The 26653-nt window shown below is 67.1% G+C and carries 25 protein-coding genes; 5 read left to right on the top strand and 20 right to left on the bottom strand.

Annotation, left to right across the window (positions count from 1 at the left end; all coding sequences use genetic code 11):
* Positions 1-64 precede the first annotated feature (64 nt).
* The gene (locus tag ABD231_RS40660) at positions 65-832 is read left to right on the top strand and encodes an SDR family NAD(P)-dependent oxidoreductase (RefSeq protein ID WP_344165383.1); all 768 of its coding nucleotides are present in this window, start codon (positions 65-67) and stop codon (positions 830-832) included.
* 4 nt (positions 833-836) lie between these two features.
* Complete coding sequence (locus ABD231_RS40665) at positions 837-1175, top strand: hypothetical protein (protein WP_344165386.1); 339 nt, start codon at positions 837-839, stop codon at positions 1173-1175.
* Here ABD231_RS40665 and ABD231_RS40670 read toward each other — a convergent pair.
* On the bottom strand, positions 1172-1966 hold the full coding sequence (locus ABD231_RS40670) for an ABC transporter permease (RefSeq protein ID WP_344165389.1): 795 nt from the start codon (positions 1964-1966) through the stop codon (positions 1172-1174). The genes ABD231_RS40665 and ABD231_RS40670 overlap by 4 nt on opposite strands.
* Entirely contained in the window at positions 1963-2910 is a 948-nt protein-coding gene (locus tag ABD231_RS40675) for an ATP-binding cassette domain-containing protein (RefSeq protein WP_344165392.1), read from the bottom strand. Before ABD231_RS40675 ends, ABD231_RS40670 begins: the two co-directional genes overlap by 4 nt.
* 95 nt (positions 2911-3005) lie before the next feature.
* On the opposite strand from ABD231_RS40675, the gene ABD231_RS40680 reads away from it, so the two are divergent.
* Positions 3006-3803 carry a TetR/AcrR family transcriptional regulator gene (locus ABD231_RS40680; protein WP_344165395.1) on the top strand — a complete coding sequence of 266 codons (798 nt, stop codon included), beginning with the start codon at positions 3006-3008 and terminating at the stop codon, positions 3801-3803.
* Positions 3804-3976: 173 nt separating this feature from the next.
* Here ABD231_RS40680 and ABD231_RS40685 read toward each other — a convergent pair whose 3' ends face one another.
* The 3 genes from ABD231_RS40685 to ABD231_RS40695 are packed head-to-tail and all read right to left on the bottom strand — an operon-like array spanning position 3977 to position 6280.
* Positions 3977-4573, bottom strand: coding sequence for a hypothetical protein (locus ABD231_RS40685; protein WP_344165398.1), 597 nt, complete (start codon positions 4571-4573; stop codon positions 3977-3979).
* A gap of 10 nt (positions 4574-4583) precedes the next feature.
* On the bottom strand, positions 4584-5186 hold the full coding sequence (locus tag ABD231_RS40690; RefSeq protein ID WP_344165401.1) for an FMN reductase: 603 nt from the start codon (positions 5184-5186) through the stop codon (positions 4584-4586).
* Entirely contained in the window at positions 5183-6280 is a 1098-nt protein-coding gene (locus ABD231_RS40695; protein ID WP_344165404.1) for an LLM class flavin-dependent oxidoreductase, read from the bottom strand. The genes ABD231_RS40690 and ABD231_RS40695 overlap by 4 nt, the downstream gene beginning before the upstream one ends.
* Before the next feature lie 163 nt (positions 6281-6443).
* On the opposite strand from ABD231_RS40695, the gene ABD231_RS40700 reads away from it, so the two are divergent.
* Positions 6444-8228: a glycosyl hydrolase family 28-related protein gene (locus ABD231_RS40700; protein ID WP_344165407.1), complete on the top strand. Its 1785-nt coding sequence runs from the start codon at positions 6444-6446 to the stop codon at positions 8226-8228.
* A 148-nt stretch (positions 8229-8376) separates the two neighbouring features.
* Here the strand turns inward: ABD231_RS40700 and ABD231_RS40705 are convergent, their stop codons facing one another.
* The 10 genes from ABD231_RS40705 to ABD231_RS40750 form a co-directional block, all read right to left on the bottom strand.
* Entirely contained in the window at positions 8377-8895 is a 519-nt protein-coding gene (locus ABD231_RS40705; protein ID WP_344165410.1) for a hypothetical protein, read from the bottom strand.
* 25 nt (positions 8896-8920) lie between these two features.
* Complete coding sequence (locus tag ABD231_RS40710; RefSeq protein ID WP_344165413.1) at positions 8921-9583, bottom strand: hypothetical protein; 663 nt, start codon at positions 9581-9583, stop codon at positions 8921-8923.
* On the bottom strand, positions 9583-10542 hold the full coding sequence (locus ABD231_RS40715; RefSeq protein ID WP_344165416.1) for a hypothetical protein: 960 nt from the start codon (positions 10540-10542) through the stop codon (positions 9583-9585). Before ABD231_RS40715 ends, ABD231_RS40710 begins: the two co-directional genes overlap by 1 nt.
* On the bottom strand, positions 10539-10922 hold the full coding sequence (locus ABD231_RS40720) for a hypothetical protein (protein ID WP_344165419.1): 384 nt from the start codon (positions 10920-10922) through the stop codon (positions 10539-10541). The genes ABD231_RS40715 and ABD231_RS40720 overlap by 4 nt, the downstream gene beginning before the upstream one ends.
* A 2-nt stretch (positions 10923-10924) precedes the next feature.
* Complete coding sequence (locus ABD231_RS40725; protein ID WP_344165422.1) at positions 10925-13048, bottom strand: hypothetical protein; 2124 nt, start codon at positions 13046-13048, stop codon at positions 10925-10927.
* Positions 13045-13527 (bottom strand): hypothetical protein, encoded by a 483-nt coding sequence (locus ABD231_RS40730; RefSeq protein WP_344165425.1) that lies wholly within the window; start codon positions 13525-13527, stop codon positions 13045-13047. Before ABD231_RS40730 ends, ABD231_RS40725 begins: the two co-directional genes overlap by 4 nt.
* Complete coding sequence (locus tag ABD231_RS40735; RefSeq protein WP_344165428.1) at positions 13524-14936, bottom strand: type IV secretory system conjugative DNA transfer family protein; 1413 nt, start codon at positions 14934-14936, stop codon at positions 13524-13526. The genes ABD231_RS40730 and ABD231_RS40735 overlap by 4 nt, the downstream gene beginning before the upstream one ends.
* Positions 14936-16207, bottom strand: coding sequence for a M48 family metalloprotease (locus tag ABD231_RS40740; protein ID WP_344165431.1), 1272 nt, complete (start codon positions 16205-16207; stop codon positions 14936-14938). The genes ABD231_RS40735 and ABD231_RS40740 overlap by 1 nt, the downstream gene beginning before the upstream one ends.
* Before the next feature lie 225 nt (positions 16208-16432).
* Entirely contained in the window at positions 16433-17299 is an 867-nt protein-coding gene (locus ABD231_RS40745; protein WP_344165434.1) for an aldo/keto reductase, read from the bottom strand.
* Between the two features lie 76 nt (positions 17300-17375).
* Entirely contained in the window at positions 17376-18956 is a 1581-nt protein-coding gene (locus ABD231_RS40750; protein WP_344165437.1) for an alkaline phosphatase D family protein, read from the bottom strand.
* Positions 18957-19094: 138 nt separating this feature from the next.
* On the opposite strand from ABD231_RS40750, the gene ABD231_RS40755 reads away from it, so the two are divergent.
* Positions 19095-19565, top strand: a complete 471-nt coding sequence (locus ABD231_RS40755) for a GNAT family N-acetyltransferase (RefSeq protein ID WP_344165440.1) — start codon at positions 19095-19097, stop codon at positions 19563-19565.
* Here ABD231_RS40755 and ABD231_RS40760 read toward each other — a convergent pair.
* The 5 genes from ABD231_RS40760 to ABD231_RS40780 form a co-directional block, all read right to left on the bottom strand.
* On the bottom strand, positions 19546-20994 hold the full coding sequence (locus ABD231_RS40760; protein WP_344165443.1) for a diguanylate cyclase domain-containing protein: 1449 nt from the start codon (positions 20992-20994) through the stop codon (positions 19546-19548). The two genes, ABD231_RS40755 and ABD231_RS40760, sit on opposite strands and share 20 nt — an antisense overlap.
* A gap of 56 nt (positions 20995-21050) precedes the next feature.
* Complete coding sequence (locus ABD231_RS40765) at positions 21051-21791, bottom strand: sugar phosphate isomerase/epimerase family protein (protein ID WP_344165446.1); 741 nt, start codon at positions 21789-21791, stop codon at positions 21051-21053.
* Between the two features lie 181 nt (positions 21792-21972).
* Positions 21973-22788 carry a sugar phosphate isomerase/epimerase family protein gene (locus ABD231_RS40770; RefSeq protein WP_344165449.1) on the bottom strand — a complete coding sequence of 272 codons (816 nt, stop codon included), beginning with the start codon at positions 22786-22788 and terminating at the stop codon, positions 21973-21975.
* On the bottom strand, positions 22785-23954 hold the full coding sequence (locus tag ABD231_RS40775; protein WP_344165452.1) for a dihydrodipicolinate synthase family protein: 1170 nt from the start codon (positions 23952-23954) through the stop codon (positions 22785-22787). The genes ABD231_RS40770 and ABD231_RS40775 overlap by 4 nt, the downstream gene beginning before the upstream one ends.
* Positions 23954-25114 (bottom strand): Gfo/Idh/MocA family protein, encoded by a 1161-nt coding sequence (locus ABD231_RS40780; protein WP_344165455.1) that lies wholly within the window; start codon positions 25112-25114, stop codon positions 23954-23956. The genes ABD231_RS40775 and ABD231_RS40780 overlap by 1 nt, the downstream gene beginning before the upstream one ends.
* Between the last annotated feature and the right edge of the window lie 1539 nt (positions 25115-26653).

Raw genomic sequence — 26653 nt, forward strand, 5'->3', positions numbered from 1 at the left:
GGTTGGGGAGCGGAGGGCTGCTCTTTGGGCGCGAGGTGGGGTGGGGTTTGGAAGGATGGGGGGTATGGGATATCTGGATTTCACCGACCAGGTCGTGCTCGTGACGGGAGCCAGCAGTGGGATCGGGGCCGCGGTCGCGGTCGGCTTCGCCGAGACCGGCGCCACGGTGGCCGTGCACTACCACCGCAACGCCGAGGGTGCCGCACACACGGTGGCCGCGGTCCAAACAGCAGGCGGTACGGCGTCCCTGTTCCAGGCCGATCTCGCGGATCCGGCGTCAGCGGGGACCCTGGTCGACGAGGTCATCGCCAAGTACGGGCGGATCGACGTACTGGTGAACAACGCCGGTGATCTGGTCAACCGGTCGCCGATCGTCGACGTACCGGACGAGGAGTTCCAGCGGATCCTGGAGGTGAACCTGACCTCGGTGTTCGCACTCAGCCGCCGGGTGGTTCCGGTGTTCCGCGGCCAGGGCGGCGGGTCGATCGTCAACGTCACCTCGATCGCCGCCCGAACCGGCGGAGCCGGCGGCTCGGTCGTCTACGCGACCAGCAAGGGCGCGGTCAGCACCTTCACCCGCGGCCTGGCCAAGGAGCTCGCCCCCGACAACATCCGCGTCAACGCCATCTCCCCAGGCGTCATCAGCACCCCCTTCCACGACCGCCACACCGCCTCAGAACAGATGCAGGCCATGGTCAGCACCATCCCCCTCGGCCGCACCGGCACCCCCCACGAATGCGTCGGCACCGTCCTCTACCTCGCCTCCGACCGCATGTCCTCCTACGTCACCGGCCAAATCATCGAAATCAACGGCGGCCAACTCGTAGGCTGATCGCATGGGGGATGTGTTCGTCGAGGTACGGCGTACTGGCTCGGTGGAGTGGCCGTACGAAGCCGCCATCGAGCTGATGTGGGTGACCCTCGGGGTGTCGCTGCTGACGATCCCCATCGTCTTCGCCGCCAGCCGCCTGACCTACCTGCTCATCTTCCGGCGCGGCTGGACCTTGCACATCACCGCGAACCTTCGGATCGAGTCCTTTCGCTATCCCAGCAAGGCGGCTGCCCTTGCGGACGTGGATCGCCAACGGGCTCTGGCGGCTGAGTGGTTGCCGCCAGAGCCCGAGAAGCCGGTGAGGCTACCTACGCGTGGTAGGTCGAAACGGCGTCCGCTTTAGCGAGACAGGGTGCGGTAGCGGTGGGCGGAGAGGGGCATGAAGATTGTGGTGAGGATGAGTGGGGCGATGACTGCCATCAGGACGGAGTGACTGCCGATCCAGGTGGCGGTGGTTGACGGGTCGGGGTTGCCGAAGAGGGTTCGGGATGCGGTGGCGGTGGCGGACAGGGGGCTCCACTGGGCGATGGTGCCCAGCCAGGCCGGCATCGTCGAGGTGGCGACGAAGGCGCTGGAGAGGAAGCCGACCGGCCAGACCAGGACCTGGATGGCGGTGATGCTCTGGGCGTTCTTCACGGACAGGCCGATGAAGATTCCGACCCACAGCAAGGCGAATCGCAACAGCAGGAGCAGACCGAACGCCGCGATTGCGGAAGGCAGTCCCTCATGCCAACGCCAGCCGAGGGCGAGCCCGGTCCCGGCCAGTACGGCGAGGGACACGATCGTGTCGAGCATGTCGGCCATGCAGCGACCGAGGACCACCGCGGCCGAACTCATCGGCAGCGAGCGGAATCGATCCGTCACCCCCTTGTCACGGTCCTGGATGACTGCGGTCATGGTGCCTTCGAGCCCGAACAGCATGGTCAGCGCGAAGATCCCCGGGACCAGGAGTTCGTAGTACGACTCGCCTTCGGGGAACTCCATCGCACCGCCGAGCAGGCCGCCGAACATCAGCAGCATCAGCACCGGGAAGAACCAGGCGAACAACATCAACCCTGGTTGCATCCGCCAGTGCGTCAGGGCGCGGCGGGTGATCGTCCACCCGTCCGCGATGGCCCAGCCGAGGGCGGTCATACGCCCGCTCCGGTCAGGTGCAGGAACACTTCGTCCAACGTCGGTCTGCGTAACGTGATGTCCTCCGGTTCGATTCTTGCCTCATGCAACGAGTTCGCCATCACCGTGAGGGCTTTGGTGCGGTCCTTCACCGGAACGCTGATCCGGGTGCCCTCGACGCGGATCTCGCCGTCCGCGAGCGGCCGGGCCAGGTTCAGCACCTGCTCGACCTGTTCGGGGTCGACGAGCACCAGGTCGAGCCAGTCCGAACCGAGCTGGGTCTTCAGCTGATCCGGCGTACCCTCCGCGACCACCTTGCCGTCCTTGAGCATCGAGATCCGGTTCGCCAGCTGATCCGCCTCCTCCAGGTACTGCGTGGTGAGCAGCACGGTCGTGCCGTTGTCGACGAGTTGCCGGATGGCCGTCCACACCTCGATCCGGCCGGCCGGGTCCAGCCCGGTGGTCGGTTCGTCGACGAACAGGACCGCCGGCGCCACGATCAGGCTGGCCGCCAGATCGAGCCGGCGACGCATACCGCCGGAGTACTTGCTGACCGCCTGCCCGGCCGCCGCGGTCAGACTGAACTGGTCGAGCAGCTCGTCGGCCCGCCGTACCGCCTTCGCGTGGCCGAGATGGTTGAGCCGGCCGAACATGACCAGGTTCTGCCGTCCGGTCAGCACCTCGTCGATCGCCGCGTACTGCCCGACGAGCCCGATCCGGCGCCGAACCTCGGCTCCTTGACGGCGAACGTCGTACCCGGCGACGGACGCCGTACCGGAATCCAGTTGCAGCAGTGTGGACAGGATCCGCACCGCCGTGGTCTTGCCGGCGCCGTTGGGGCCGAGCAGGCCCGTCACGGTTCCGGCGGTGACTTCGAGATCGAAGCCGTTCAGGCCTGCCCCCTCGGTGCCGCCGCGATAGTTCTTCCGCACATCGGCAGCCTCGATCACCTGTTGCTTCGTCACTTCCCACCTCTCGCTAGGTTGAATCGTAGAGTGTACCGTACACCGTACGACTCGGGTACGATCGGTGCAACGACGAGCGCTGGGAGTTTGTTCCGTTGGCTGGAAAAAAAGTGGTGGCCGCCGATCCGGCGCGCAGTCTGGCGCTGTTGTGGGGGAGTCACACCAAACCCGGCCGCTCCGGCCTGACCGTCCGCGCGATCGTCGACGCCGCCATCGAGGTGGCCGACGCGGAGGGCCTCGACGCCGTCTCGATGCGCGTCGTCGCCGAGCGACTCAAAGCCGGCACGATGTCGCTCTACACCCACGTCCCCGGCAAGGCCGAGCTCACCGATCTGATGTTCGACCACGTGTACGGCGACCTGTACGCCGACGTCGACGAACCGGCTCGCCAGCCCGACTGGCGGGCGGCGCTGGAATTCGTCGCGCACCGGAACTTCGACGTACTGGCCCGGCATCCGTGGATCCACGAGGTCCCCACGACCAGGACCGCGCTGGGGCCGAACATCACCCTCAAGTACGAAGCGGAGCTACGCCCACTGGACGGCCTCGGCCTGACCGACGTCGAGATGGACTCGGCCCTCACCCTCGTCATCACCCACGTCACCGGCACCGCCCGCGCCGGCGCCGAACAACTCCGCACCCAACGCGACTCCGGCCTCTCCGACGAGGAGTGGTGGCGCCAGATCGCGCCCACCCTCACCCACGTCATGTCCGGCTCCAGCATCGCCTTCCCAACAGCCGGCCGCGTCGGCACCTCAGTAGGCGAACACTTCCAGTCGGCTCTCGACGCCGACCACGTCCTAGCCTTTGGGCTGGACCGGATTCTTGACGGTATTGCTCTGTTGATCGCCGCGCGTCCGCAAAAGCAACAAAACAAGCCCAATCAGAGCTGACGCCCCAGCAGCAATCAACGACCCCCACCCATCCCCCGACTTGCCCCCGCCCTCCCGCACCAGCAGGTCAACACCCGCCACCGACGCCGGCGGCGCGTGCCCCAGGTCCCCCGTGACGAACCCAGTCACCAACGCGACAGCACTCACCACAAAGAAAAACCCCGCCCACCGCCTCATTTCCCCACCACCGCCAGCGTCGCGACCGTCCACGGCACCTCGTACGGCGGCTCCTCGCGAATGAGGTCGAGCACCCGGAGAGCGTCACCGTGGTCGGCGAGGAGACCGTTCGGCGCGAGCGTGACGCCGAGGGCGCGGCGTTCGGCGGCGAACGGAAAACAGTGCCACGAGTGAAACGTGAAGTCAGTCTCGAGGCCGACCAGTTCGTAGCCGAGGGTCTCCGCGTCAGGCGGGAGTGGAAGCTGCTGGTCGAGGAGCTGGAAGAAGTCGTCGGCGCCAGGCTCGTCAACCGAGGTTTCGCGCTTTCCTCCCGGCGAGATCGCGAGCGCAGGATTGCGCGCCCACCAGTCCGCCCGGTCGGCGCGGAGGTCGTTCGCCAGCGCTTCCTCGATGCCGACCGCCAGCAGGTCCGCCTCAACGCCGGTCGTCTTCAGCACCGCCTCGGCGTGGGTGCGGTCGGTGAACCAATCGCCGTACGACGGGCCGGGCAGGTCTGGGAGCAGGCAAGGGCTGATCGTCCACAGGGGGTGTGGAAGATCAGCCGGGCCGAGCTTGGTCGGGGTTGCGATCACGTAGCCCCCGAGGATCTGCATCCTCCAAGTATCAGCTGTTGAGTAGGTCCTCGAAGGGGGTGGGGTCGGCGTACGGGTCGGGCTTTGCTGGGGTTTCTTGGTGGAGGGTGGCTACCAACTCGGTGGCGGCTTGGGTGATGCGGGGGCGGAGGGTGGCGGCGTTGGGGCCCCAATCGGTGGAGGCGGCGTAGACGCCGGTGGGGACGGGGAGGGCTTTGAGGTAGGCGAAGAGGGGGCGGAGGGCGTAGTCGAGCACGAGGGAGTGGCGCTCGGTGCCGCCGGTTGCGGCTAGGAGGACTGGTTTGCCGGCCAGGGCTTGGTCGTCGAGGACGTCGAAGAACATCTTGAAGAGACCGCTGTACGACGCGGAGAAGGTCGGCGAGACCACGATCAGTGCGTCGGCCGTGGTGACCGTGGTGAGGACCTTCTCGAGGTCGGCTGAGGGGAAGCCGGTGAGGAGGTTGTTGGTCAGGTCGTGGGCGTGGTCGCGGACCTCGATCACCTCGGTTCGCGAGGTCTGGCCACGCTCCGACAATTCATCCTGTACGGCGGCCGCCAGCTGATCCGCGAGTAGTCGCGACGACGACGGTGTCGTGAGCCCTGCGGTAACTACTGCGATGACGCGCTCGCTCATAGCGTCTCCAAATCACGTGCACGCTCGGCTGCGGTCTTCAGGGACTCGTGGGTCGGCGCGTCCGGTACGTGTGCGGGCTTCAGCGCAGCGAACTCCTTGCGCAGTACGGGAACGACCTCTTCGCCGAGGATGTCCAGCTGCTCCAGCACGGTCTTCAACGGCAGTCCGGCGTGGTCGATCAGGAACAGCTGCCGCTGGTAATCACCGAAGTGCTCCCGGAACGTCAGCGTCCGCTCGATGACCTCCTGCGGACTCCCGACCGTCAACGGCGTCTCGCGCGTGAAGTCCTCCAGCGAGGGCCCGTGTCCGTAGACCGGCGCGTTGTCGAAGTACGGCCGGAACTCGCGGACCGCGTCCTGCGAGTTCTTCCGCATGAAGACCTGTCCGCCGAGCCCGACGATCGCCTGGTCCGCGGCGCCGTGCCCGTAGTGCTCGAACCGCCGCCGGTACAGATCGATCATCTGCTTGGTGTGCGAGGCCGGCCAGAAGATGTTGTTGTGGAAGAACCCGTCCCCGTAGTACGCCGCCTGCTCCGCGATCTCCGGTGAGCGAATCGAACCGTGCCACACGAACGGCGGTACGTCGTCCAGCGGGCGCGGCGTCGCGGTGAACCCCTGCAACGGCGTCCGGAACTTGCCTTCCCAGTCGACCACGTCTTCGCGCCAGAGTCGGCGCAGCAGCGCGTAGTTCTCGACCGCGAGCGCGATCCCGTTACGAATGTCCTGGCCGAACCACGGATAGACCGGACCGGTGTTGCCGCGCCCCATCATCAGGTCGACGCGGCCGCCGGACAGATGCTGCAGCATCGCGTAGTCCTCGGCGATCTTCACCGGGTCGTTCGTCGTGATCAGCGTGGTCGCGGTCGACAGCACGAGTTTCGACGTCTGCGCCGCGATGAACCCGAGCATGGTCGTCGGCGACGAGGCCACGAACGGCGGGTTGTGGTGCTCCCCGGTCGCGAACACGTCCAGCCCGACCTCTTCGGCCTTCAGCGCGATCGCCACCATCGCCTTGATCCGCTCACCCTCACTCACCGTCTTTCCGGTGGTCGGGTCCTCGGTCACGTCGCTGACGCTGAACACCCCGAACTGCATCGGGTCCTCCTTCGATTCGAGTAGTTCACTATTTAACTACTTCACAGACCACAACGCCAGTCCGGTGTCCACGATTCCGGAACCGCCAACCCCTTGTCAGCCAGGGTCCACCTGACGAAACTAGGTCCCGCCCCACGAAACCTCCGCCCCGAGGAGCCCGCCCATGCCCCCATCCCCCGCCCACCCCTCCGAGCCCACCCGCGTCCCGCCCACCGCCCGTGCGAGTGGGTTGGGTGGGCGGCTGAGCCGCCGGCTCCTGCTCGGCTCCGCCGTCGCAGCCCCGGCTGCCGCGCTCGTCACCCCCGCCTCCGCCGCAGCACCGGCTGCCGCGCCCGTCACCCCCATGTCCGCAGGCACTTCCGGCGCCGCCTCCGGGGGCGCCAGTCGGGGACGCCCGCCGCGTGACCTCTCCACTCAACTGCTCGAGGAGTGGGCGGCGGCGCCTGGGGCGCATCCGCTCATCCCGGACGTCTCGTACGCCGGTTATCGGGGTGGCGAGCGGCCGCGGCGTCCGCGGGTGGTTGCGAACGTGAAGGACTTTGGGGCTCAACCTGGCGTGGACTCGGCTGCGGCCTTCACGGCCGCGGTCCGGTACGCCGGGGAGCGGGGTGGCGGGACTGTCGTCGTACCGGCTGGGATTTATCGCCTCGACTCCCCGCTGTGGATTCACTGGTCGAATGTGGTCCTGCGTGGTGCTGGGCGGGACCGCACGATCCTGCATTTCACCAAGCCGCTCGAGGACTCCTACCGGCCGAATCTCCAGCCCAGTCTGCAGAGTCGCTGGTCGTGGACGGGCGGTCAGATCTGGGTGATGTCCGCCGAGCGCAAGGCCAAGTCCGAGGCCGAGGGCTACGCCACGTCCGAAGGCTGGTTGCTCGGCGACACCCTGGCCGAGGTGAGTGCCGCGTCACGCGGTCAACGCACGCTGCTCGTCTCCTCGACCGAACACCTCGCGGCCGGCGACCTCGTCGTACTAGAAACGGATAACCCAGCAGATGCAGGCGTGCTCAAGCATCTGACCGGGGACGTGGCCGGGGCTTCCGGCTACGACTGGCCTACGCGTGCTCCGCAACTGACTACCGGCTCAGGTGGTCAGTACATCCAGTACGCGAGTTTGCAGTGGCCGGTGCGGATCGAGGCTGTGCTTGGTGAGCGGCTGGTGCGGTTGGCGCAGCCGTTGCGGTACGACCTGCGGCCGAGTTGGCCGTCGCGGTTGCGGGAGATCGGGCCGACGGTGCACGACGTCGGCGTCGAGGGCCTCACGATCCGCAACGAGCTACGTCCGATGACGATCCACAACCGGCACCCAGGTTCGAACGGTCTGTGTTTCCAAGCGGTGCACGACTGCTGGGCCGATGACGTCCGGGTCGAGAATTGCGACCTCGGCTTCGGCTTCACCACCACGAAGGCGGTGACGTTGACGAATGTCGCAGTCGGCGGTCGCTCTGCGCACCACAGCTTCGCGTGCCGCATGCAGGCGCACGACAACCTGGTGGACGGCTTCGAGATCGAGCAGTTCACCGTGCCACTGCCCACCGGCGGCCTGCATCACGGCCTGAATCTCGAAGGCCTGTCGGCCGGCAATGTCTGGCGCCGCGGCCGGATGGTCGAAGGCACCTTCGATACCCACCGCGCCATGCCGTTCGAGAACGTCCGCACCGACATCACCCTGGTGAACAACGGTCGAGTCGGCGGTTCCGCAGCCTCCGGGCCACTCTTCGGCGCCCGCATCGCGCACTGGAACGTCCGCATCACCGGCGGCGCGCCGTACGCGATCCACCTGGCCGACGTGGCTCCGCGCAGCATCACCGTCGCCCTCCAAGGCCTCACCTCGGCCGGCAGCGGCCTGCCGCGCGACTTCCAAGGCGACCTGGAGAACGCCACCTACCTCTTGGGCGAGACTCCCGCCGTCCCCGACCTGTACGCCGCCCAACGAACATGCTCCTAACAACAGGACGTATACCCCGGTCGGCGGGGTTCGGGGCCGCGTCGTGAGCGTGCGGGCGGGGTGTAGTAGGCGTATACGTCCTGTCGTTCGGGTGATGAAGGCAGGCGGCGGCGGGCGGAGACCTCAGATTCCGGTGTATCGGGTGGGCTCAGATTCCGGTGTATTGGATTACTGGGGCGGCGGCTCGGGCGGCTATCTGCCAGGTTTGGCGGCGGAAGGCGAGGACGATGCCGGCTAGGGCTGCGCTGCTGAGGAGGGCGGCGACGATCACCAGTACGACGTCGCCGGTGAGGCCGCCGGTGACGACGAGGGCGAGGCCGACGACGATCGCGCAGATTGCCAGCGTGATCGCGGTCGGCCGGCTCTGCCACACCCACTGCCCGCCGCTCTCGACCTCGGCGGCCAGCCCGTTCGCGAAGGTCCGCAGCTCGTCGTCCCAGGGCGCCAGCTCCAGGATCCGCTCGGCCGCCTCCCGACACATCGCGCGCTGCTGTTCGCTGGCGATCAGCCGAACCTCGTAGATCGTGACGGCGAGGGACGCCTCGGTCATCCGCCGGATCGCCCACGCCAACTGGAACCGCAACTCGTTGTTGTCCGGCTGGGCGAGCAGCTCTTGATGCAGCCGTTCGACGGCGGCCGCAGGGTCCTCGTCGGGATGAAGAGTCACTGGTCAAGTCCTGCCTGGTACGACGTCACGGCTGGGCCGCGTCGTGGGCGGTCGTGTAGATCTCCTGCATGGCCGGCCAGTTCTTGGCCAGCGCGGACGCGTAGAGCACGTAGTCGTTCTGCCCGGCGCGCCAGTACACCGAGTCCACATGCTTGCGGCCGTCGGCGGTGTCGAACTCGAACGTCCAGGTCACCGACTCGTGCTCCCGCCAGCTCTCCGGCCGCAACGCGATCAGCTTGTACCCCGGGTACTGCGTGCTGAAGTTCCGCTCGGCGTTCCGCATCACGTCGATCAGCGGCTGACTCGGCGACGGCGAACCGCCGTACCGGAGGAAGCTCGTCGGTTCCGCCGGATCGGTCGCCTGCGTGTCGGTCTTGCCTTCGCGGACCTTCGCCTGCCACCCACGCGGGATCTTGGTGACGACACCGCCGGGGCCGGACACGCCCTGATAGTCGTCGGTCGGCGTCGGTTCGCTCGTCGGCTTGCTCTGCGTCGGTGTGGTCGGCGCCGGCTCGCTCTCGGTCGGGGTCGACGCGACGGGGGTGCGCGGTGACGGCGTCGGTACGGCGGTGTTCGCCGTACCGCTGGGTGCGCGGATCAGGAGCAGGCTGGTACCGATCAGCGCGCACACCACGAGATTGGCGCCGAACGCGATGACCGCCACCTTGCGGGAGGTTGGCTGGCTCATCATCCCTCCGGCTGGTACTTGAGCTTGCCCTGCTCGACGACGACCGAGCCGGAGATGTCGAACGACATGCTGTCGTCGACCGGGTAGCCGCCGTACCCGGTGCCGGTGACGGTCGCCTTGCCGTCCTCCGCGGTCTCGAGCTGCACCGAGCCGCTCTCGTCGAGATGCAGCTCGACGGTCGGGTAGGTGTCGATTCGCCAGACCGGCTTGGTGATCGACGACGTGAACGGGCAGGTGTCCACGTTCTTGGTCACGCAACCTTTCAGGTACTCCTTGATCTGCGCGTCCACCGCGGCCTGGGCGCCGGTTTTGATCTGCGGTTCCAGGGTTGCTTCGCTCTCGCCGGAACCGGCGTCGATCGTGACCGGGGCGCTCTCGACGAGCGGGTTGTCCGCGACACTGACGACGTACCGGCCCGGGAAGACTTGGAGGTTTCGCGTCTCCTGGGATTCTGGTGGGAGTGGCTTGCCGTTGACCTGGATCTCGACCGGGGCCGAGCTGCTGATCTGGATCGAGGGTTGGCCGCCGTCGATTCCCCAGCCGCGGAACAGGCCGAGGGTCAGTTCCTTCTTGCGGTGTAGGGGAATCTCGGCGTTCACCTGCTGATCGCCGAGGAAGAAACTGACCTTCGCGGTCTTCTCGTCGTCGCCGTCGATCGAGTTGATCTTCAGCTTGGTCGGCGGGATGTATTTGTCTGAGGCAACGATGTCGGCGGTCGAGGTGCTGCTGTCCTTGATGTACGACGCCGCTTTCGTGACGTCGCGGTCGGCGAGCGCACCGAAGTAGCCTTCGACCGTGGACTCCGGGGTGATCCAGATCCGTTGGATCACGTAGGTTGCGGCGCACAGGACCACGAGGACCGCGGTCACCACCGCGATGATCGTCTTGGCGCGCGGCGTTGGCTGCCACGGTTCGACGAACGGGCTGACCGGCGGACTGGGCTGGGTCTGCACCATCATGTCTCCTCAGTACGACGTGCTTGGGCGAGGTACTCGTCGCGTTTCGCCAACCGGGCCGCCATGATCTGCCCGTGATGAGCCACCGGCGGCTCATGCCGGCAGGTCGCCAGCTCCTGCCAGGCGGTGGCCGACCGCCGGATCTCGTTGTGCCATCGGACGCCGTCGATCGGGTTCACGGCAGCTGACATGACCCAGCGATGCCAGTACCAGTACATGGTCAGCTCGGTCCGGAGCCCCTCGTGGACTGGCCAGCAGGGTGGGAGCAACACCCAAGGCGCATAAGCCTCCTCAAGCCAAGCAACCCACCCGGCCAACTCGTCCCAGGACTTGGCCCGAACCTCCGGCGCAACCTCATCCCAAACCCAAGGCGGCTTAGCCATCCTCACTCCCTACCCATGTCATCACCGGCCGAGTAGTCGTCCCCACCCGAATACTCCTCATCCCCACCAGAACTCTCCATGGACTCCGCCACCCGAGCATCGTCATTCCCCGCCTGCTCCTCATACCCACCCGCCCCCTCAGCCTGCGCCTGAGGCTCGACGTCGGTTTCAGCCTGCGCTTGGGGCTCGGCCTCGGTCTCGGCCTGCACCTGGGGCTCGGCGTCGGTTTCAGCCTGCGCCTGCGGCTCTGCCTCAGCTTCGGCTTCGGTCTCACCCTCGCGAGCGGACTCCTGCTCCGCCTGAGCTTCCGTCTCTTGCTCGGACTCCGTTTGCGTGCGTTCCGTGTCCTGCTCGGACTGGGTTTCCGTGTCGGCGCGATCCGCCTGCTGCTCGGTCTGTTGATCGACTTGGGTGTCGTCTACTTGGTCGCGAGCCTGCTCGTCGTCCTCGCGCTGTGCGTCGGCCTCCGCTTGTGCGTCTGCTTCGGCCTCGGTCTGATCCGCTTGCTGCTCGGACTCCGCTTGCGTGCGTTCGGTCTCCTGCTCGGACTCGGACTCCGTCTCGGCACGATCCGCCTGCTGCTCGGTCTGTTGATCGACCTGCGCGTCGTCTGCCTGGTCGCGAGCCTGCTCGTCGTCCTCCCGTTGCGCGTCAGCTTCGGCCTCTGCCTGAGCGTCGGCCTCCTGCTGAGCGTCGGCTTCGTCTTCGGTTTCGGATTCGGTTACGGGCGATTGATCAGGGTCGTCCCCGGTTCGATCGTTGTCGCGTCCTCGCGGTGGATCCTCAACGTCAGCTTGTTCGTCCCCGCGGTCGCCGGGGTCTGGAACTCCACGCCCAGGATCCGCACCGGTAGGTTCGTCGTCTCGGTCACCAAGGTTGTCCCGCCCTGGATCTCCCCGGTCTCCAGCGTCCCCGGTACCAGGATCCCGTCCCGGTTCGGCAGGTCGAACGTGGTCTCCACCGTGAACCTGATCGCGGTCATATTCGTTCAGCCTTTCCAGTGCGGGGGCTTCGCTTGCGTACGCCTCGGCTTCGAGGTCTTTGATCTTCTCCGAGTCCACCTCGGTGCCGGCACGCAACTGCTCCACGTGCGTCTTCTCATGTGCCAGTGTCGCCACCAGCGTCTCCCGGTCCGCGAAACTCGCCGGTCCGAGCCGAATCTCGTCTCCACCCCGCTCAGGCGGCGTACAAGCGCATGCCTCCTGATAATCGAGGTACCGGATCTCGTCCGCCTCCTCGACAAGCACCACGTCGACATCGCTCAGGTCGACCCCACCCGCCTCGGCCGCCTCATCCACGGTCTTGGCAGTCCGCGGCAGCCCGTCACCGCTGTCGACGATGTCCTGATTACTCCGCGACCCACCCCGCGAAAACAACTGCTGCGCCTCAGCAGCCTTGCGGTCCTTCAGTTCCTGCTCATCAGCAAGTACCTGATCGATCGCCTCTTGGCTCGCGGGCGGAAGGCGCTTGGCCTTCACCGGCGTGCAGATGTTTTCGTGACCGGGCGGCGGCTGCATGTCGCCGTACCGCTCAGCCTGCAGCTGGCTGATCGCAGCCTGCCGGTCGCGGTCGCCCGACTGATCGGCGCGGTTCAGCTCATACAGCAGATGGTTGTCTTCGTCCTTGACCTTGAAGCTCTCCGGGGTGTGGAACTGCACCTCGAACTTGTGTTGCGCGCGACCATCCGGCCCGACCGCCGCCCAGGTCGTATTGATCCCGCGATAGTCCGGGGTGTCCCAGCTGTTCCGTTCCTTGACCGGCCGGTACCCGTTGTCTTTCAGATGCTTGTACGACGCCAGCACGCCCTCGGTGTATTGCTCCCGAGGAAACGTCACCGTGTACCGATTGAGGTCGTTCGTGGAGTTGGCGGCCTCATAACCGGTGGTGTCCTGCCCGCGCCGGGCGACCTTGCTCCGGAACGATTCGAGCGACTTGAGCGAGTAGTCCAGCCCCACCAACCTGCTGTCGTGCCGGGCCGTGGCCTTCCGAGTGTCCTCGAGTGCGTCATCGAGCTCCTGTCGCCGTCGCGCGGCGCGCGCGTGAGCGATCTCGACGGCCTCGTTCTCTTCGGCGTCGAGTTGGAGCTCGGCTTCGTGTCCCCTACCTCGCCAGGGTCCTGGGCTCACAGCGCGGTGGCTCCCGAGATGCCGCGGGTCTCCTGGATCAGTCGGTCCGCGGTCGCGGTGTCGATGGGCTCCAGATCCGGTACGTCGTGCGGTCCGGCGGCCTGGAAGTCTCGGATGGTCCGGGTGGAGATCCACGCGTTGTCGCGGCCGAAGACCTCGTCGACGACACCACCTGGGTTCGGGAGCTGCCGATAGACGCGGATCTCGTCGTTCAGATCCCCCTTCGCCACACTCAGCCGCTGGACCCAATAGCTGACGAACCGCTCATGGTCGCCCAGCAGTGTCTCCACCTGCTCGACCGAAATCGGAACCAGGAGATCCGGGTGCGGCGGAGCTACCGCATCGCGCGGATGCCACGTCCAGTCGACGAGCGACAGATACTCGAGCTCCTCGTCACCCTGGCGACGCCACAGCCCACTGGGGCGGTCCACGGAATCGCCGTCCGGCTCCCAGACGCGGGCGAAGTACTCGTAGGTCATGCGGTGGATCCCTTCAGGTCGTTCGTGAAGCCTTTGAGGTGGGCGAATTCGGGGATGGCGCCGGCGGGGCGGGATTCCACTTGGAAGGGTGGGTCGCTGCGCCAGAAGAGCCAGGCGTGGAACGGCGGGAGCATCTGGATGGCGTTGATGGGCAGGGCGGGGCGGAAGATCGTGCCCACGGTGGTGTTCTGGGTGGGGTTGCCGCCGGTGACGCCGGTCGGGTTGGGGCCGAAGCCTGTCATCGGTGGACCGCCTTGCGGGCCCAGCTGGGTGCTGGTGTTCGACTGGCGTTCTTCGCCGGCCCAGGACGAGATGTTGTGCAGGTCCTCGCCGTTCGACATACCGCCGAAGATCAGCTTCGCGGTGGTGGCGGCGAGGATGGCGGCTTGTTGTTCGACGCCGTAACGATTCCTCAACTGGGCAAGGGATTGCGTGGCCCAGAGCGTGATGATGCCGCGGCCGCCGCCTTCGCTGACGAGGGACGGGAGGCTTTGCAGCGGGGCGATGTTGGCGATCTCGTCGAGAGCCAGCAGCAGCGGAGGGTCGAGTCGACCACCGCGAGCAGCAGCTAGCTCGGACGCGCGTTGCGCAATGCTGTCGACCAGACCGGCCATCAGTGGCGCGATCGCCTGCTGCTGGTGTGACGGGCCGATGATGAACAGCGACGACCTGCTCTCCAGGAACTCGTCGATGTCCAGGTCGTTCGACGAACAGGACGCCAGTACGGTCGGTTCGGACGTCGCCTCCAGCGTGTTCCGGGCGACCGAGTAGAAGCTGCCGCGTTCGCGATCGCCGAGCAGCTTGACGGCATCGAGGTCGTCGGCCCACATCGCGCCGGGGCTCGATGACAGTCGCAGGATCGCCGTTGGATCACGCGTCTCCTGTGCCGTGAGCCAACGCCGTACGACGGAGATCGGCAACCCCTCCAACGCAGCCGCATGGAAATACGCGCGCAGGATTGCCGCGGCACCGCCTCGCCAGTGATCACCGTCCGAAACGCCTTGCCCGGCAACGGCGGTCATCGCGGCGACGCGGCGATAGCAGACCGACGGGTTCTCACAGTCGGCGAGCGGGGACCAGCGCATCGACAGTTCGGGGAACTCGCTGCCGAACGGGTCATACACCCGGACACTTCCGCCGTACGGCGCCGCCAGCGCTCGCCGGCGGTCTCCGGTGAACCCGAGGATGTCGCCGCGGGTCGACGTACAGACGACTGGTCCTTCCCACCACATGACCGACGGGATGATCAGGCCGGAGGTCTTGCCGTAGCGCGGTGGGCCGACGATGCCGACCGAGTCCTCGGGTGCACTCCAGCAACGCTTGTAACCGCCGCGGGCGTCCCAGCCGAGGAACACCTGCCGGCGCGGCTCGAGACTGAACGGCGGAATGGCAGGCCAGGAGGCGTTCATCAATCCCTCGCCAGCGAGCCGGTGATGAGCACCGGCGTCGGAGCGATCGGGCCGTCCGCGTCCGGCAGCGTGTATTCGACGCCCGGCTCCTCGAGCCTATCGAGCCGTAGCTCACTGGCCGGGTGGGTGGCCAGGATGGCCAGGTCCCATCCGGTGGCGGCGCCGTCGAAGGTGTCCTGGATCTTGATGAGTACCTGGCGGATGCCCTCGCGGTGGCCGGCGAACACCGCGCCCTGGTCGGCGCGGTACTCCGCGGCGCGACAGCCAGCTGCCTGCAGCGGCATCAGGACGTACCGGATGCTGACGATGATCGGCCAGGTGATGAACAGGATGATGAACGCTATAGTGCCGCGAGTCATCTGCAGCAGCCAGGAACAGACGGTGTAGGAGAGGTAGAGCGGGAGCGCGACGCCGCGGATGAAGAAGCTCGAGATGGCGTCCGCGTTGCGCCAGTGCGTGAGCTCATGGCACAGAACGCCGGCCAGCGGCTCAGTTTCGTACTGGAACTGCTCGAGGAAGCCGCGGTTCACGATGATGTGCCGGGAACCTGCGGCGGCGTTGATACTCCGGTCGTCGGACATCATGAGTTTTGGTACCGACGCGAGGCCCATCCGGCGGGCGCAGTCCTGTAGGATCGGCTCGATCAGCGCGCGTTCCCGGCGACTGGGCGGCCGCGCACCTTCGAGGATCCGCAGCCGCCAACCCTCGGCGGCGATGCCGTAGATCGTGTAGAGGACACCGCACAGGCCGGCGACGAGGAGCTGGCCGAGGAAGCGGCCGATCCCCTCGGCCGGGCTCGCTGCGGCGAGAAAGAGCCACGGGAGCAAGAGGCCCACGAGGAATCCACCGATCGCACCGGCCGCGATACCCACCAGCATGCCGAGGATGCCGCCGCCCTGGAGAAGTGCGCTGCCGAACAGCGTGCTCAGCAACGGGATGTTCTCGGCCAGCGACTGCGCTTGGTTGTGACCGCCGAACGCACCGCCGGCAAACCCAGCGATGCCGCCGACCACCATGCCGACCCCGCCGAGCATGACGGCCGCCGGCAGGTTGAACCAGGTGGTGAGCAGCGCGGCGATCAGGCCACGCGGGTTGCGTAGCATGCCGGTGACCAGCCAGACGAAGACGTTCTGGTAGCCGGGCGGCCGGGTGAAAAGCTGCCGGAGCTTTGCCCCGACCGAACTCTGTGGCTTCGGGCCCGGGACCTGCGACGTACTGACCGGCGGCGGCCACGAGGCCGGTGAATTCGTCGGCGGTCCTGGCGTCTCCACGAACGGCACTACCGCCAGCGGCGGCGGGGCCGGCTGCGCGGATCCGGCACCACAATGCGGGCAGCTCTGACTGGCCGGGTCTCGCTGATTCCCGCAGCGGACGCAGATCCCCACTTGATCCTCCCGAGAGTCGACCGCCAGAGGTTATCGGTCGCAGTGGGTGACGGGAGCATGGTTATGGGGATCCGTGGCCAACTTGCCACTTGTTGCAAGTGTTTCGGTGTATCAGGCGGCGTCGAGGGTCGCTACCTGGTCGGGGGTGAGGGTGAGGTCGATGGCGGAGTAGGAGTCGCGGATGGTCTCCGGGCGGCTCGATCCGGGGATCGGGATGACGACCGGGGACTTGGCGAGCATCCAGGCCAGGGTCAGCTTCTGCGGGCTGACGCCGAGCTCGGAGGCGAGGGTGTGGAAGGCCGGGTGCTTGTCGCCGAGGTCGCCGGCGCTGGAGATGCCGCCGAGCGGGGACCACGGCAGGAAGGCGATGCCGAGCTCGTCGCAGAGCTCGAGCTCCGGCTCGCTGGAGCGGAACCTCGGCGAGAACTGGTTCTGCACCGAGACCAGGCGGCCGCCGAGGATCTCGTTGGCCTGGCGGATCTGGTCGGGGTTGGCGTTCGAGATGCCGGCCTGGCGGATCTTGCCGGCGTCGAGCAGGTCGCGGATGGCGCCGACCGAGTCCTCGTACGGCGTCTTCGGGTCGGGGCGGTGGAACTGGTACAGGCCGATCGCCTCGACGCCGAGTCGCTTGATCGAGGCCTCGACCGCCTGCTTGAGGTACGCCGGGGAACCGTCCTGCGTCCAGCTCCCGTCGCCCGGGCGGAGGTGACCACCCTTGGTGGCGACGACGACGTTCGACGTGTCACCGCCGTACGACGCGAGGGCCTTGGCGATCAGGGTCTCGTTGTGGCCGACGTCGGTCGCGGTCAGGTGGTACGCGTCGGCGGTGTCGATCAGCGTGATGCCGGCGTCGAGTGCGGCGTGGATGGTCGCGATCGACCGGGCCTCGTCGGGCCGGCCCTCGATCGACATCGGCATCCCGCCGAGGCCGATCGGGCTGACCTGGACATCACCGAGGGTGCGGGTGGGGTTCGTCATACCTTCCAAGTTCCCGCACGGGAACCTGGAAGGCCAACAGGAATATCCGAATACATCCAGTACTACGGCTACTGAATCAAGCGCTGTGGACGTGCGGGTTGCGGTCCTCGACGACGTACGTCGCGCGCGTGCTGATCGTCGCGCCCGGCGTCTGCACGTACGGGAGGACGCGGAAGTCGGAGCGCCACTGCTTCTGGTCGACGGTGACCCGGACGTAGCCGCGCTGGCTGTTGAAGAACTTGAGGTGCGCGTTGGCGGCCAGGAACTGCTTGCCCTGATCCGTCATGTCCGCGCCATCGCCGCCGCTGGTGATCGACGTACCGACGAACTCGGTGCCGACGGAAGCGGACTCCGGAGCGTCGTAGTCACGCTTGAGTTCGAGGGCGTAGTTCTGGTGCCGGTCGCCGGTGATGACCACGAGGTTGCGGACTCCACTGTCCTGCGCCACGCCGAGCAACTTGTTGCGCTCGGCAACATAACCGTCCCAGGGATCGGTCCAGACATGGGTCTCCGGGCCGGGCGTCCAGTCGGTCTGACCCATCGGGGTCTGGTTGCCGAGCACCTGCCAGCGGGCGTGCGACCGCTTGAAACCGTCCAGCAGCCAGGCGCGCTGCTTGCCGCCGAGCATGGTGTTGTCCGGGTCGTAGCGGTCGCCGCACGTGGACGAGTCGGTGTCGCCGCAGACCTGGTCGGAACGGTACTGGCGGGTGTCCAGGATGGTGAAGTCGGCCAGCCGCCCGTACGGAAGACGGCGGTGGTACCGGATGTCGGGCCCGGCCGGCATCTGCTCGTGACGCAGCGGCATGTTCTCGTAGAGCGCCTGGAAGGCCTGCGCGCGCCGGGCCCGGAAGACAGCCCGGTCCTGGTCGGGCTCGGTGTCGATCTGGGAGATGTCGCCGGCCCAGTTGTTCTCGACCTCGTGGTCGTCGAACGTGTGGATCCACGGATGCGCGGCGTGCGCAGCCTGCAGCGGCGCCTCGGACTTGTAGAGGGAGTACTGCAGCCGGTACCGCGCCAGGTCGAACGTCTCGGTGTGGAATCGCGGATCCGTCGTGACGCCGCGCTTGTTGTTCTTTACGCCGGACTCGTAGAGGTAGTCGCCGAGGTGGACGACCAGGTCGAGGTCCTCGTTGGCCATGTGGTCGTACGCCGTGAAGTACCCGTCCTGCCAGGCATTGCAGGACGCGAAGGCGAACTTCAGCTCTCGCGGGCTCGCGAACGGGTGCGGCGTGGTCCGCGTGCGGCCGACTGCCGAGATCTGGTGGCCGGTGCGGAAGCGGTAGTAGTAGACGTGATCCGGCAGCAGGCCGTGGATCTCCGGGTGCACCGAGTGGCCGAGTTCTGGGGTGGCGACGACGCTCGAACGGCGAACGACGTGCCGGAAGTGTTCGTCGCGGGCGACCTCGTACTCGACGCGGACCGAGCGGTCGGGCATCCCGCCCTTGCCGTCGACCGCGAACGGGTCGGTGGCGAGCCGGGTCCACAGCACGACGCTGTCGTACTTCGGGTCGCCCGAAGCAACCCCGAGCGTGAACGGATTACCGGCCGCGGCAGGCGCGGCGTACGTGGTCGAGGCGTCCCAGGCGCCGGTGCCGAGGAGTACGGCGGCCGAGCCCGCACCACCCGCGGCAAGGAAGCGGCGGCGTGAAACGGTCATGAAAAATACCTCCTGGACGAGGCGGGTTCAGGGTGGGAAAGCGCCTGCCACTGTTATCTCGCCAAGTGTCGGAGGCTTGTCGGTGAGGTGAAATTAACGCGATCTGTTGATAGATCGACCATGGTGCAGGATGTCGCCATGACCGTACGCCGTGCCCGCCCGGAAGACGTCCCAGCCATCGTCGAACTCGTCTACGCCCTAGCCGACTACGAACGAGCCCCCTCCGAATGCCACCTGACGGCCGACCAACTGCAGACCGCCCTCTTCGGCGAAACCCCCGCCGTCTTCGCTCACGTGGCGTTGCTGGACGACCGCATCGTCGGCTGCGCCATCTGGTTCCTCAGCTTCTCCACCTGGCGCGGCGTCCACGGCATCTACCTGGAAGACCTCTTCGTCCGCCCCGAAGCCCGCGGCACCGGCCTCGGCAAAGCCCTCCTGACCGCCCTGGCCCAAGAATGCGTCCGCAACAACTACGAACGCCTCGAATGGTCAGTCCTCAACTGGAACACCCCCGCCATCGACTTCTACGAATCCCTAGGCGCCAAATCCCAAGACGAATGGACCGTCTACCGCCTCACCGACAAACCCCTTACTGCATTGGGTTCCTGAGCTGTTTCGTCGCGTACATGGCCTGGTCGGCGGTGTGGAGGAGGGTGTCGAGGTCGGGGCTGGTGGGGGTGATGGGGGTGGTGCCGATGGCGGTGGTTACCTGGGTGGTGATGCCTTCCAGGGGGCGGCTGACGGCGTGTTCGAGGCGGGTGATGAGGGCTTTGAGGGCGTCGTCGGCGATGTCTTCGGCGAGGATGGCGAACTCGTCACCGCCTAGGCGGGCGACGGTGTCGCCGTGGCGGACGGCGGTGGTGAGGCGGGCGGCGATTTCGCGGAGGGCTCGGTCGCCGGCTTCGTGGCCGTAGCCGTCGTTGACCAGTTTGAAGTGGTTGAGGTCGCAGAAGAGCAGGGCGCCGGGGCGGCCGGAGTTGCGGGTGCGTTCGAGGACCGAGTCGAAGCGGTGCTGGAGGAGGCGGCGGTTCGGGAGGCCGGTCAGGGGGTCGTGGGCGGCGTGGTGGCGGAGTTCGCGTTCGGCGTCCTTGCGGGCGGTGACGTCGTCGATCTGGACGAGCAGGATCCGCGGCTGACCGATGCTCTCGGCGACGATGGCCGCCGTACCTCCGAGCCAGATCTCGTTGCCGCTGGGCTGTAGGAAGAGCCGCTCGAACCGGTACGGCGTGCCGCTGCCGGCGAGGCGGGCGAGCTCACGACGGGTCTGTTCCGGCTCCTCGTCACGCAGGAACGTGCTCGCGGCGGCACCCACCAGCTGCCCCGCGTCGTACCCGGTGATCTGGCAGAAGGCGTCGTTCACGCGGAGGATGCGGCCGGCTTCGGGGCCGTCAAGGGCGACCGTGGCCATCCCGTTCCCCGCGCCTTCGAAGACCATTCGGAACGTCGCCTCGCTCGCCTCCAGGCGGGACTTCTCGGCGAGCAGTTGGTCGGTCAGGCGGGCCTTGTCGATCGCCAGGCCGGCCTGGGTGGCGAAGATCTCCAGCAGCTCGCGGTGGATCGGTCCGGGCCGGCGCTGGTCCTCCGGGAGGTCGACCGAGAGCATCCCGACCAGCTCGTTCTCGGACGAGTACAGCGGGGCGAACAGCGCGTCGAGCGGGTGCCACGCATCCGGCCCGCTAGCCATCGGTACGTCGGGAACCCAGCCGACCACGTCACCTTCGGGCAGCCGCTCGTGGGGGACGAACCGCAGCCCGCCCCACTCGTCGGCGAGCGCGAACTCGGCGTCGAAGATGTCCGCCGCGCTGACCGTGCCAAGCAGGGCCTCGCGGGCCTCCGGGGACCCGGAGACCGCGATGACCTCGAACTTCCCGTCCGGCTGGCGGAGGTTGAGCACGGCGATGCCGAAGCCCAGACCGTCCACCACACCGTCGACCACGGCCTGCAGGGTTTCGGCCAGGCTGCGCCCCGCGCCCATCCGCGCACTCACCTCGTAGAGCCGCCGGACCGCCGTCAGTGGCACCGAAGGTTCGTTAAGCACAGATCGAGAATAGGCGGAAAGTACTAACAGTGAGCGGCTGTATCCACAGAGGTGCGCTAAATCTCGGTCATACCGCGGTAACTGCGCTCAGCGGAAGCCCAGGAGTCGGTCGGCTTGTCGTGCTCCACCAGGTACTGCTCGACACCACCTGAGGCCGCATGTTCGAACATCGCGCCGAAGTCGAGCTTCCCGGCGCCCACGTCCTCCCAGGACCCGTCCGCTGCCATGTCCTTCACATGCAGAGCCGGGAACCGCCCCGGGTGCTCCTGGAACAGCTTCGCCGGGTCGTGACCGCCGTCGACCGCCCAGTACAGGTCCAGCTCGAACCCGAGCAGCTCCGGATCCACGTCGAGCAGGATGTCGTACAGAACAGTCCCGTCGATCTCGTAGAAGTCGTGACCATGGTTGTGGAACAACAACTTCAGCCCGGCATCACGCGCAGCCTTCCCAGCCTCGGTGAACGCGGCGGCCGCCGTACGGAAGCCTTCGATCGACCGCTGCTCGACCGGAATGCTCGGTACGACGATCCACTGCGCCCCGAGCGTCTGTACGTCGGCCAGCGCGCCGGCCCAGTTGTCCGCCATCCGCGCGTATCCGACGTGCTCCAGCACGATCTTCAGCCCCGCATCGTCCGCGAACCCGCGGATCTCCTCGGCGCTGTGGTCGAACCGCCCACTTACTCCCACCGTGCGATAACCGATGTCGGCCAGTCGCTTCAGTGTTCCCGGATAGTCCTCTGCCAGCACGTCCCGCATGGTGTACAGGTGCATCCCGATACCGTCGGCGGGAATGGTCATTCTTGGCTCCTCAGAGTAGAGCGTCCCGGGAGTGGTGACGCTTGGCGCTATCGGCGCCCAGGCACGCACCTCGCGCCACTTGCCCAGCGCCCACGATGCTCCGCATCGAGGCCACTGACCAAGCACCCCGATGCACGCACCTGGACACCGCTATCACTCAAGCCTCACCACTCCCGGGACGCTAGACGACGTGCTCCTGGTAGCGGGCGTACGCCAGGTCGAAGACCTCCTGGCCCGGCGCGTCCCACAGTTCCTGGTTGAAGATCTCGACCTCGATCGGACCGTCGTACCCGGCCGCGTCACAGGCTTCCCGGAGTCGGCGCAGTTCAATCACACCGTCGCCCATCATCCCGCGACCGAGCAGGTTGTCGGCGGGGAGCGGCACGGTCCAGTCGCTGACCTGGTACGAGACGATCCGCTCACCGGCTCGCTCGATCTGCCGGTAGACATCGGCGTCCCACCACAGGTGATAGGCATCGACGATCACCCCGACCTGGTTCGCCGGGAAATGCTCGGCGAGGTCGAGCGCACCGCTGAGCGACGAGACCACACAGCGATCCGAAGCGAACATGGGATGCAGGGCTTCGATCGCGAGGACCACACCGCGTTCTTCCGCGTACGGCGCCAACTCGGCCAGGCCGTCGCGAATCATCGCGCGGGCGCCGTCGATGTCGCGGGACCCGGGCGGCAAACCGCCGCTGACCAGGACGAGAACCGACGTACCGAGTGTCGCCGACTCGTCGATCGCACGGCGGTTGTCGTCGATCTTCGCTTGCCGCTCCTGCGGGTCGGTGGCGGTGAAGAAACCGCCGCGGCAGAGCGACGACACCTTCAGCCCGGCGTCCGCAACCAGCCTGGCGGCCCGCTCCGCGCCGTACTCCTGGATCGGCTCGCGCCACAAGCCGATCCACTCCAGGCCGGCGTTGGCACTGGCCTTGACGACCTCTTCGAGCGGCCAGTACTTCGTCGTCGCCTGGTTGAGGCTGTAGCGGTTCACGCGTCGACCCCGCCGACCTTGAGCAACTGCCGGAACCGCTCGACGGCAAGCTCCGGATCGGTCAGTACGCCGGCCTGATCCGCCAACCGGAACGTGTCCGCAAGATGCGGAAGCGACCGCCCGGTCTGCAGCCCACCGACCATCGTGAAGCCAGGCTGGTAACCGTTCAGCCAAGCCAGGAAGGCGATTCCGGTCTTGTAGTAGTAAGTCGGCGCGGAGAAGATCTGCCGGGCGAGCGGAACTGTCGGCGCGAAGACTTTGTTGTAGGTGTCGAGGTCGTTGTCGTCAAGTGCCTTCAGCGCGGCCGCGGCTGCGGGGGCGATCGCGGCGAAAATCCCCAGCAGAGCGTCGCTGTACCGATCGCCGTCACCCTGGATCAACTCGGGATAGTTGAAGTCGTCCCCGGTGTACAACCGCACACCTTCCGGAAGACGCTTGCGCAAGGCAACTTCCTTGTCGGCATCCAGCAACGAGACCTTGATCCCGTCCACCTTCTGGAGGTTGTCGTTGATCAGCTCAACCACCGTGTCCGCCGCATCATCCACCGACGCGCTGCCCCAGTACCCCTCGAGCGCCGGATCGAACATCGACCCCAGCCAATGCAAAATCACCGGCCGCGAAGACTGCGACAGCAGCCGGTCATAAACCTTCCGATAATCCTCCGGCCCACCCGCAGCCGCACACAACGCCCGACTAGCCATCAGAATCGGCTGCGCCCCAACATCCTCCGCAACAGCCAGCTGCTCCTCGTACGCAGCTGCTACGTCGTCCAACTGGTAGGAACCGTTGGAACCGGCGGCGGGTTGTCCTGCGGCGGGTAGTTGGTCTGTGCCGACGCCCACCGCGATCCGGCCGTCGGGGGCTTCCGCGGCTGAGCGGCGGATGAGCTCTTGGGTGGCTGCCCAGTCGAGGCCCATTCCGCGTTGTGCTGTGTCCATTGCTTCGGCGACTGACAGCCCGAGGGACCACAGGTGGCGGCGGAAACCTAGCGTGTGCTCCCAATCGATCACCGCGGGTGCGCCAGGCGAACTGTCGCCGAGTGGGTCGGCGACCACGTGAGCTGCCGCGAAGGCCAATCGCGATCTGGCGGGAGAATAGGTGCCCTGGGCAACCGGCGTACCGACGAGCTGGTAGTCGACCAGCTCACCGTTCAGCGGCAGCTTCATCACTTCGCTCCGAGATCGAGCGCCGGCACCTCGAGCTTGCGGCCCTCGCGCCACGACTGCAGTCCGAGTTCGGCGAGCTGCACACCCTTGACACCCTCGACGAAGTCCCACGACCACGGCGCGTCGTCGACGATGTGTCGCAGGAACATCTCCCACTGCACCTTGAATCCGTTGTCGAACGTCTCATTGTCCGGAACCGTCGCCCACTGCTCACGGAAGTTCTCGGTCGCCGGGATGTCCGGGTTCCAGACCGGCTTCGGAGTCGCGGACCGGTGCTGCACGCGACAGTTCCGCAGCCCGGCAACCGCCGAACCCTCGGTCCCGTCCACCTGGAACTCGACCAGCTCGTCCCGGAACACCCGAGTCGTCCACGACGAGTTGAGCTGCGCGACGATCCCGCCCTCGAGCTCGAAGACGCCGTACGCCGCGTCGTCGGCCGTGGCCGCGTATTCCTTGCCCTGCTCGTCCCAGCGGGCCGGAAGGTGAGTCGCGCCCTGGCAGTAGACGGACTTGACCTCACCGAAGATCTGGTCGAGCACGTACCGCCAGTGGCAGAACATGTCGACGATGATCCCGCCGCCCTCTTCGGACTTGTAGTTCCACGACGGCCGCTGCGCTTCCTGCCAGTCGCCCTCGAACACCCAGTACCCGAACTCGCCGCGCACCGACAGGATCTTGCCGAAGAACCCACCGTCGACCAACCGCTTCAGCTTCCGCAGTCCCGGCAGCGACAGCTTGTCCTGGACGACACCGTTCTTCAGCCCCGAATCCCGCACCAGCCGAGCCAGGTCGACCGCCGCGTCGAGACTGTCCGCGATCGGCTTCTCGCAGTAGATCGCCTTCCCGGCCTCCACCGCAGCGCGGACCCCCTTCTCCCGCAACTGCGTGAGCTGCGAGTCGAAGTAGATCTCCACATCCGGCTCCGCGAGCGCCTCGGCGACATCGGTCGTCCACCGGCTCAGCCCGTACGTCTCCGCGATCCGCCGCAACTTCAACTCGTTCCGCCCGACCAGAATCGGGTCCGGAATGATCATCGTCCCGTCAGCAGCCTGGATCCCGCCCTGCTCCCGGATCGCCACGATCGAGCGCTCCAGATGCTGCCGCAGCCCCATCCGGCCGGTGACCCCGTTCATCACGATCCCGATACGTCGCTCGCTCACAGTTCCCCGCGCCTCCCTCGAACCCTTGGAAAGGGCTTTCCAAGGCGTGTTCCGCAACCATAAGAGAGCTGAAACGACGAGTCAACCCGAAACCGGAAAGCGATATCCCCAACCCGCCCCAAGTAGCCGCCGCAGCGAAGAACACGTAGTAGTCCCTTGCACCGCCCTTCACCCACCCCCACCCACGCTCACCACCCCCTCACCCCACCCACCACTACGTGTCCATACCGACGCCCAACCCGCCAGCTGGAAGATTTTCGCCACCACCCGCTTCATTCCCGACCAACACCCGAATCGAGCTCCACACGAAGGACCACCCTCGCAACGCCTCCCGCGCCGGCGTGATCACGGTCGAGACGCCTCCCGTGCGGTGTGGTCGCGGTCGGGACGTCTCCCGTGCGGTTGTGGTCGCGGTCGGCACGCTTCCCGTGCGGTTGTGGTCGGGGCGGGACGCCTCCCGCGCCCGGCGTGATCACGGTCGGGACGTCTCCCGCGCGGCGTGATCGCGCTCGGCAAGCCTCCCGGCGACCCCGGCGTGATCACGCTCGCGACGCTTCCCGTGCGGTCTGTCGCGGTCGGGACGCCTGCCGTGCCCGGTGTGGTCGCGGGCGGGACGTCTCCCGTGCGGTGTGGTCGCGCTCGGCACGCTTCTCGTGCGGTGCGGTCGGGTCGCTTTCCGTGTGGCGTCGCCAAGGTGTCCTCGGCTCCTTGCCGTTGCGCCAGCCAAAGCCCGTCAGCCCCAGGCAACGTGGAGCCGTGGTAGCCGGCCTCGCCATCCGCCTCGGCCCGTGCGTCGCCCAGCCACCCCTTCTTTTAGTCGGCCGCCGCGGTGAGCAACCACCCACGCACCTCTCCGGCCGAGCCCGCGCGAACTCGACCGCTAAAGCGGCCGACAAAACAAGAGGGCGGGCGAGGGCGCGTGGCTGAGGGGGATAGCGAGGCCGGCTACCGCGTCTCCGTTGCTTGTGGTGACCGGGCTGTGGCTGGCGGGGATGGCGAGGTCGGCGACCGCGCTCTCCGTCGCCTGTGGTGACGGGGCTGTGGCTGGGGTGAGTGAGGTGCCGTCGCCTTGCGGGTGACCGTTGCGGGGGCCAAGTCGCGGGTCGGTAATTTTGGGGCGCCATTTGAGAAAAAGTTGCCGGCTAGAGCCGGTTGGGCGCGAGGTCGGCAGCAGACGCTGGGGTACGGCGAGGACGAGCTCGGCGCAACTGTCCCCCGTCGCTGGGGGCTACCGGGCAATCGCTGGGGAACTCGAACCGCCGTCGCCTGACACGTGACTGTCGCGGAAGGCCTGGGGTAGATATCCGCCCCGACCGGCCCATTTTCCTCCCCAAACCGGTTTGGGGGGACTGCGCGCTGGCCGTGGGGGAGTGCGGGGAGGATCCACCGCCCGAATCCGTCCGGGATCCGCCCCGAAGCGGTTTGGGGAGGATGAGCGCGAGGGGATGGCGGCGGTGGTTCGCCGCGAGGTGTGGTTTGGGGCGTGTCGACGGCGCTTGAATGCTGGTCGGTTTCGGCGGTTGAAAAGTGAGCGGTTGT

It is taken from the genome of Kribbella yunnanensis (assembly GCF_039529655.1).
GTDB lineage: Bacteria > Actinomycetota > Actinomycetes > Propionibacteriales > Kribbellaceae > Kribbella > Kribbella yunnanensis.

What these genes read in the sequence shown, in the direction of transcription:
- ABD231_RS40700 (WP_344165407.1), top strand. Translation starts at nt 6,444, where the DNA reads ATGCCCCCATCCCCCGCCCACCCCTCCGAGCCCACCCGCGTCCCGCCC.
- ABD231_RS40755 (WP_344165440.1), top strand. Translation starts at nt 19,095, where the DNA reads ATGACCGTACGCCGTGCCCGCCCGGAAGACGTCCCAGCCATCGTCGAA.
- ABD231_RS40670 (WP_344165389.1), bottom strand. Translation starts at nt 1,966, where the DNA reads ATGACCGCCCTCGGCTGGGCCATCGCGGACGGGTGGACGATCACCCGC.
- ABD231_RS40660 (WP_344165383.1), top strand. Translation starts at nt 65, where the DNA reads ATGGGATATCTGGATTTCACCGACCAGGTCGTGCTCGTGACGGGAGCC.
- ABD231_RS40690 (WP_344165401.1), bottom strand. Translation starts at nt 5,186, where the DNA reads ATGAGCGAGCGCGTCATCGCAGTAGTTACCGCAGGGCTCACGACACCG.
- ABD231_RS40685 (WP_344165398.1), bottom strand. Translation starts at nt 4,573, where the DNA reads ATGCAGATCCTCGGGGGCTACGTGATCGCAACCCCGACCAAGCTCGGC.
- ABD231_RS40735 (WP_344165428.1), bottom strand. Translation starts at nt 14,936, where the DNA reads ATGAACGCCTCCTGGCCTGCCATTCCGCCGTTCAGTCTCGAGCCGCGC.
- ABD231_RS40720 (WP_344165419.1), bottom strand. Translation starts at nt 10,922, where the DNA reads ATGGCTAAGCCGCCTTGGGTTTGGGATGAGGTTGCGCCGGAGGTTCGG.
- ABD231_RS40710 (WP_344165413.1), bottom strand. Translation starts at nt 9,583, where the DNA reads ATGAGCCAGCCAACCTCCCGCAAGGTGGCGGTCATCGCGTTCGGCGCC.
- ABD231_RS40775 (WP_344165452.1), bottom strand. Translation starts at nt 23,954, where the DNA reads ATGAAGCTGCCGCTGAACGGTGAGCTGGTCGACTACCAGCTCGTCGGT.
- ABD231_RS40730 (WP_344165425.1), bottom strand. Translation starts at nt 13,527, where the DNA reads ATGACCTACGAGTACTTCGCCCGCGTCTGGGAGCCGGACGGCGATTCC.
- ABD231_RS40750 (WP_344165437.1), bottom strand. Translation starts at nt 18,956, where the DNA reads ATGACCGTTTCACGCCGCCGCTTCCTTGCCGCGGGTGGTGCGGGCTCG.
- ABD231_RS40695 (WP_344165404.1), bottom strand. Translation starts at nt 6,280, where the DNA reads ATGCAGTTCGGGGTGTTCAGCGTCAGCGACGTGACCGAGGACCCGACC.
- ABD231_RS40665 (WP_344165386.1), top strand. Translation starts at nt 837, where the DNA reads ATGGGGGATGTGTTCGTCGAGGTACGGCGTACTGGCTCGGTGGAGTGG.
- ABD231_RS40765 (WP_344165446.1), bottom strand. Translation starts at nt 21,791, where the DNA reads ATGACCATTCCCGCCGACGGTATCGGGATGCACCTGTACACCATGCGG.
- ABD231_RS40715 (WP_344165416.1), bottom strand. Translation starts at nt 10,542, where the DNA reads ATGATGGTGCAGACCCAGCCCAGTCCGCCGGTCAGCCCGTTCGTCGAA.
- ABD231_RS40745 (WP_344165434.1), bottom strand. Translation starts at nt 17,299, where the DNA reads ATGACGAACCCCACCCGCACCCTCGGTGATGTCCAGGTCAGCCCGATC.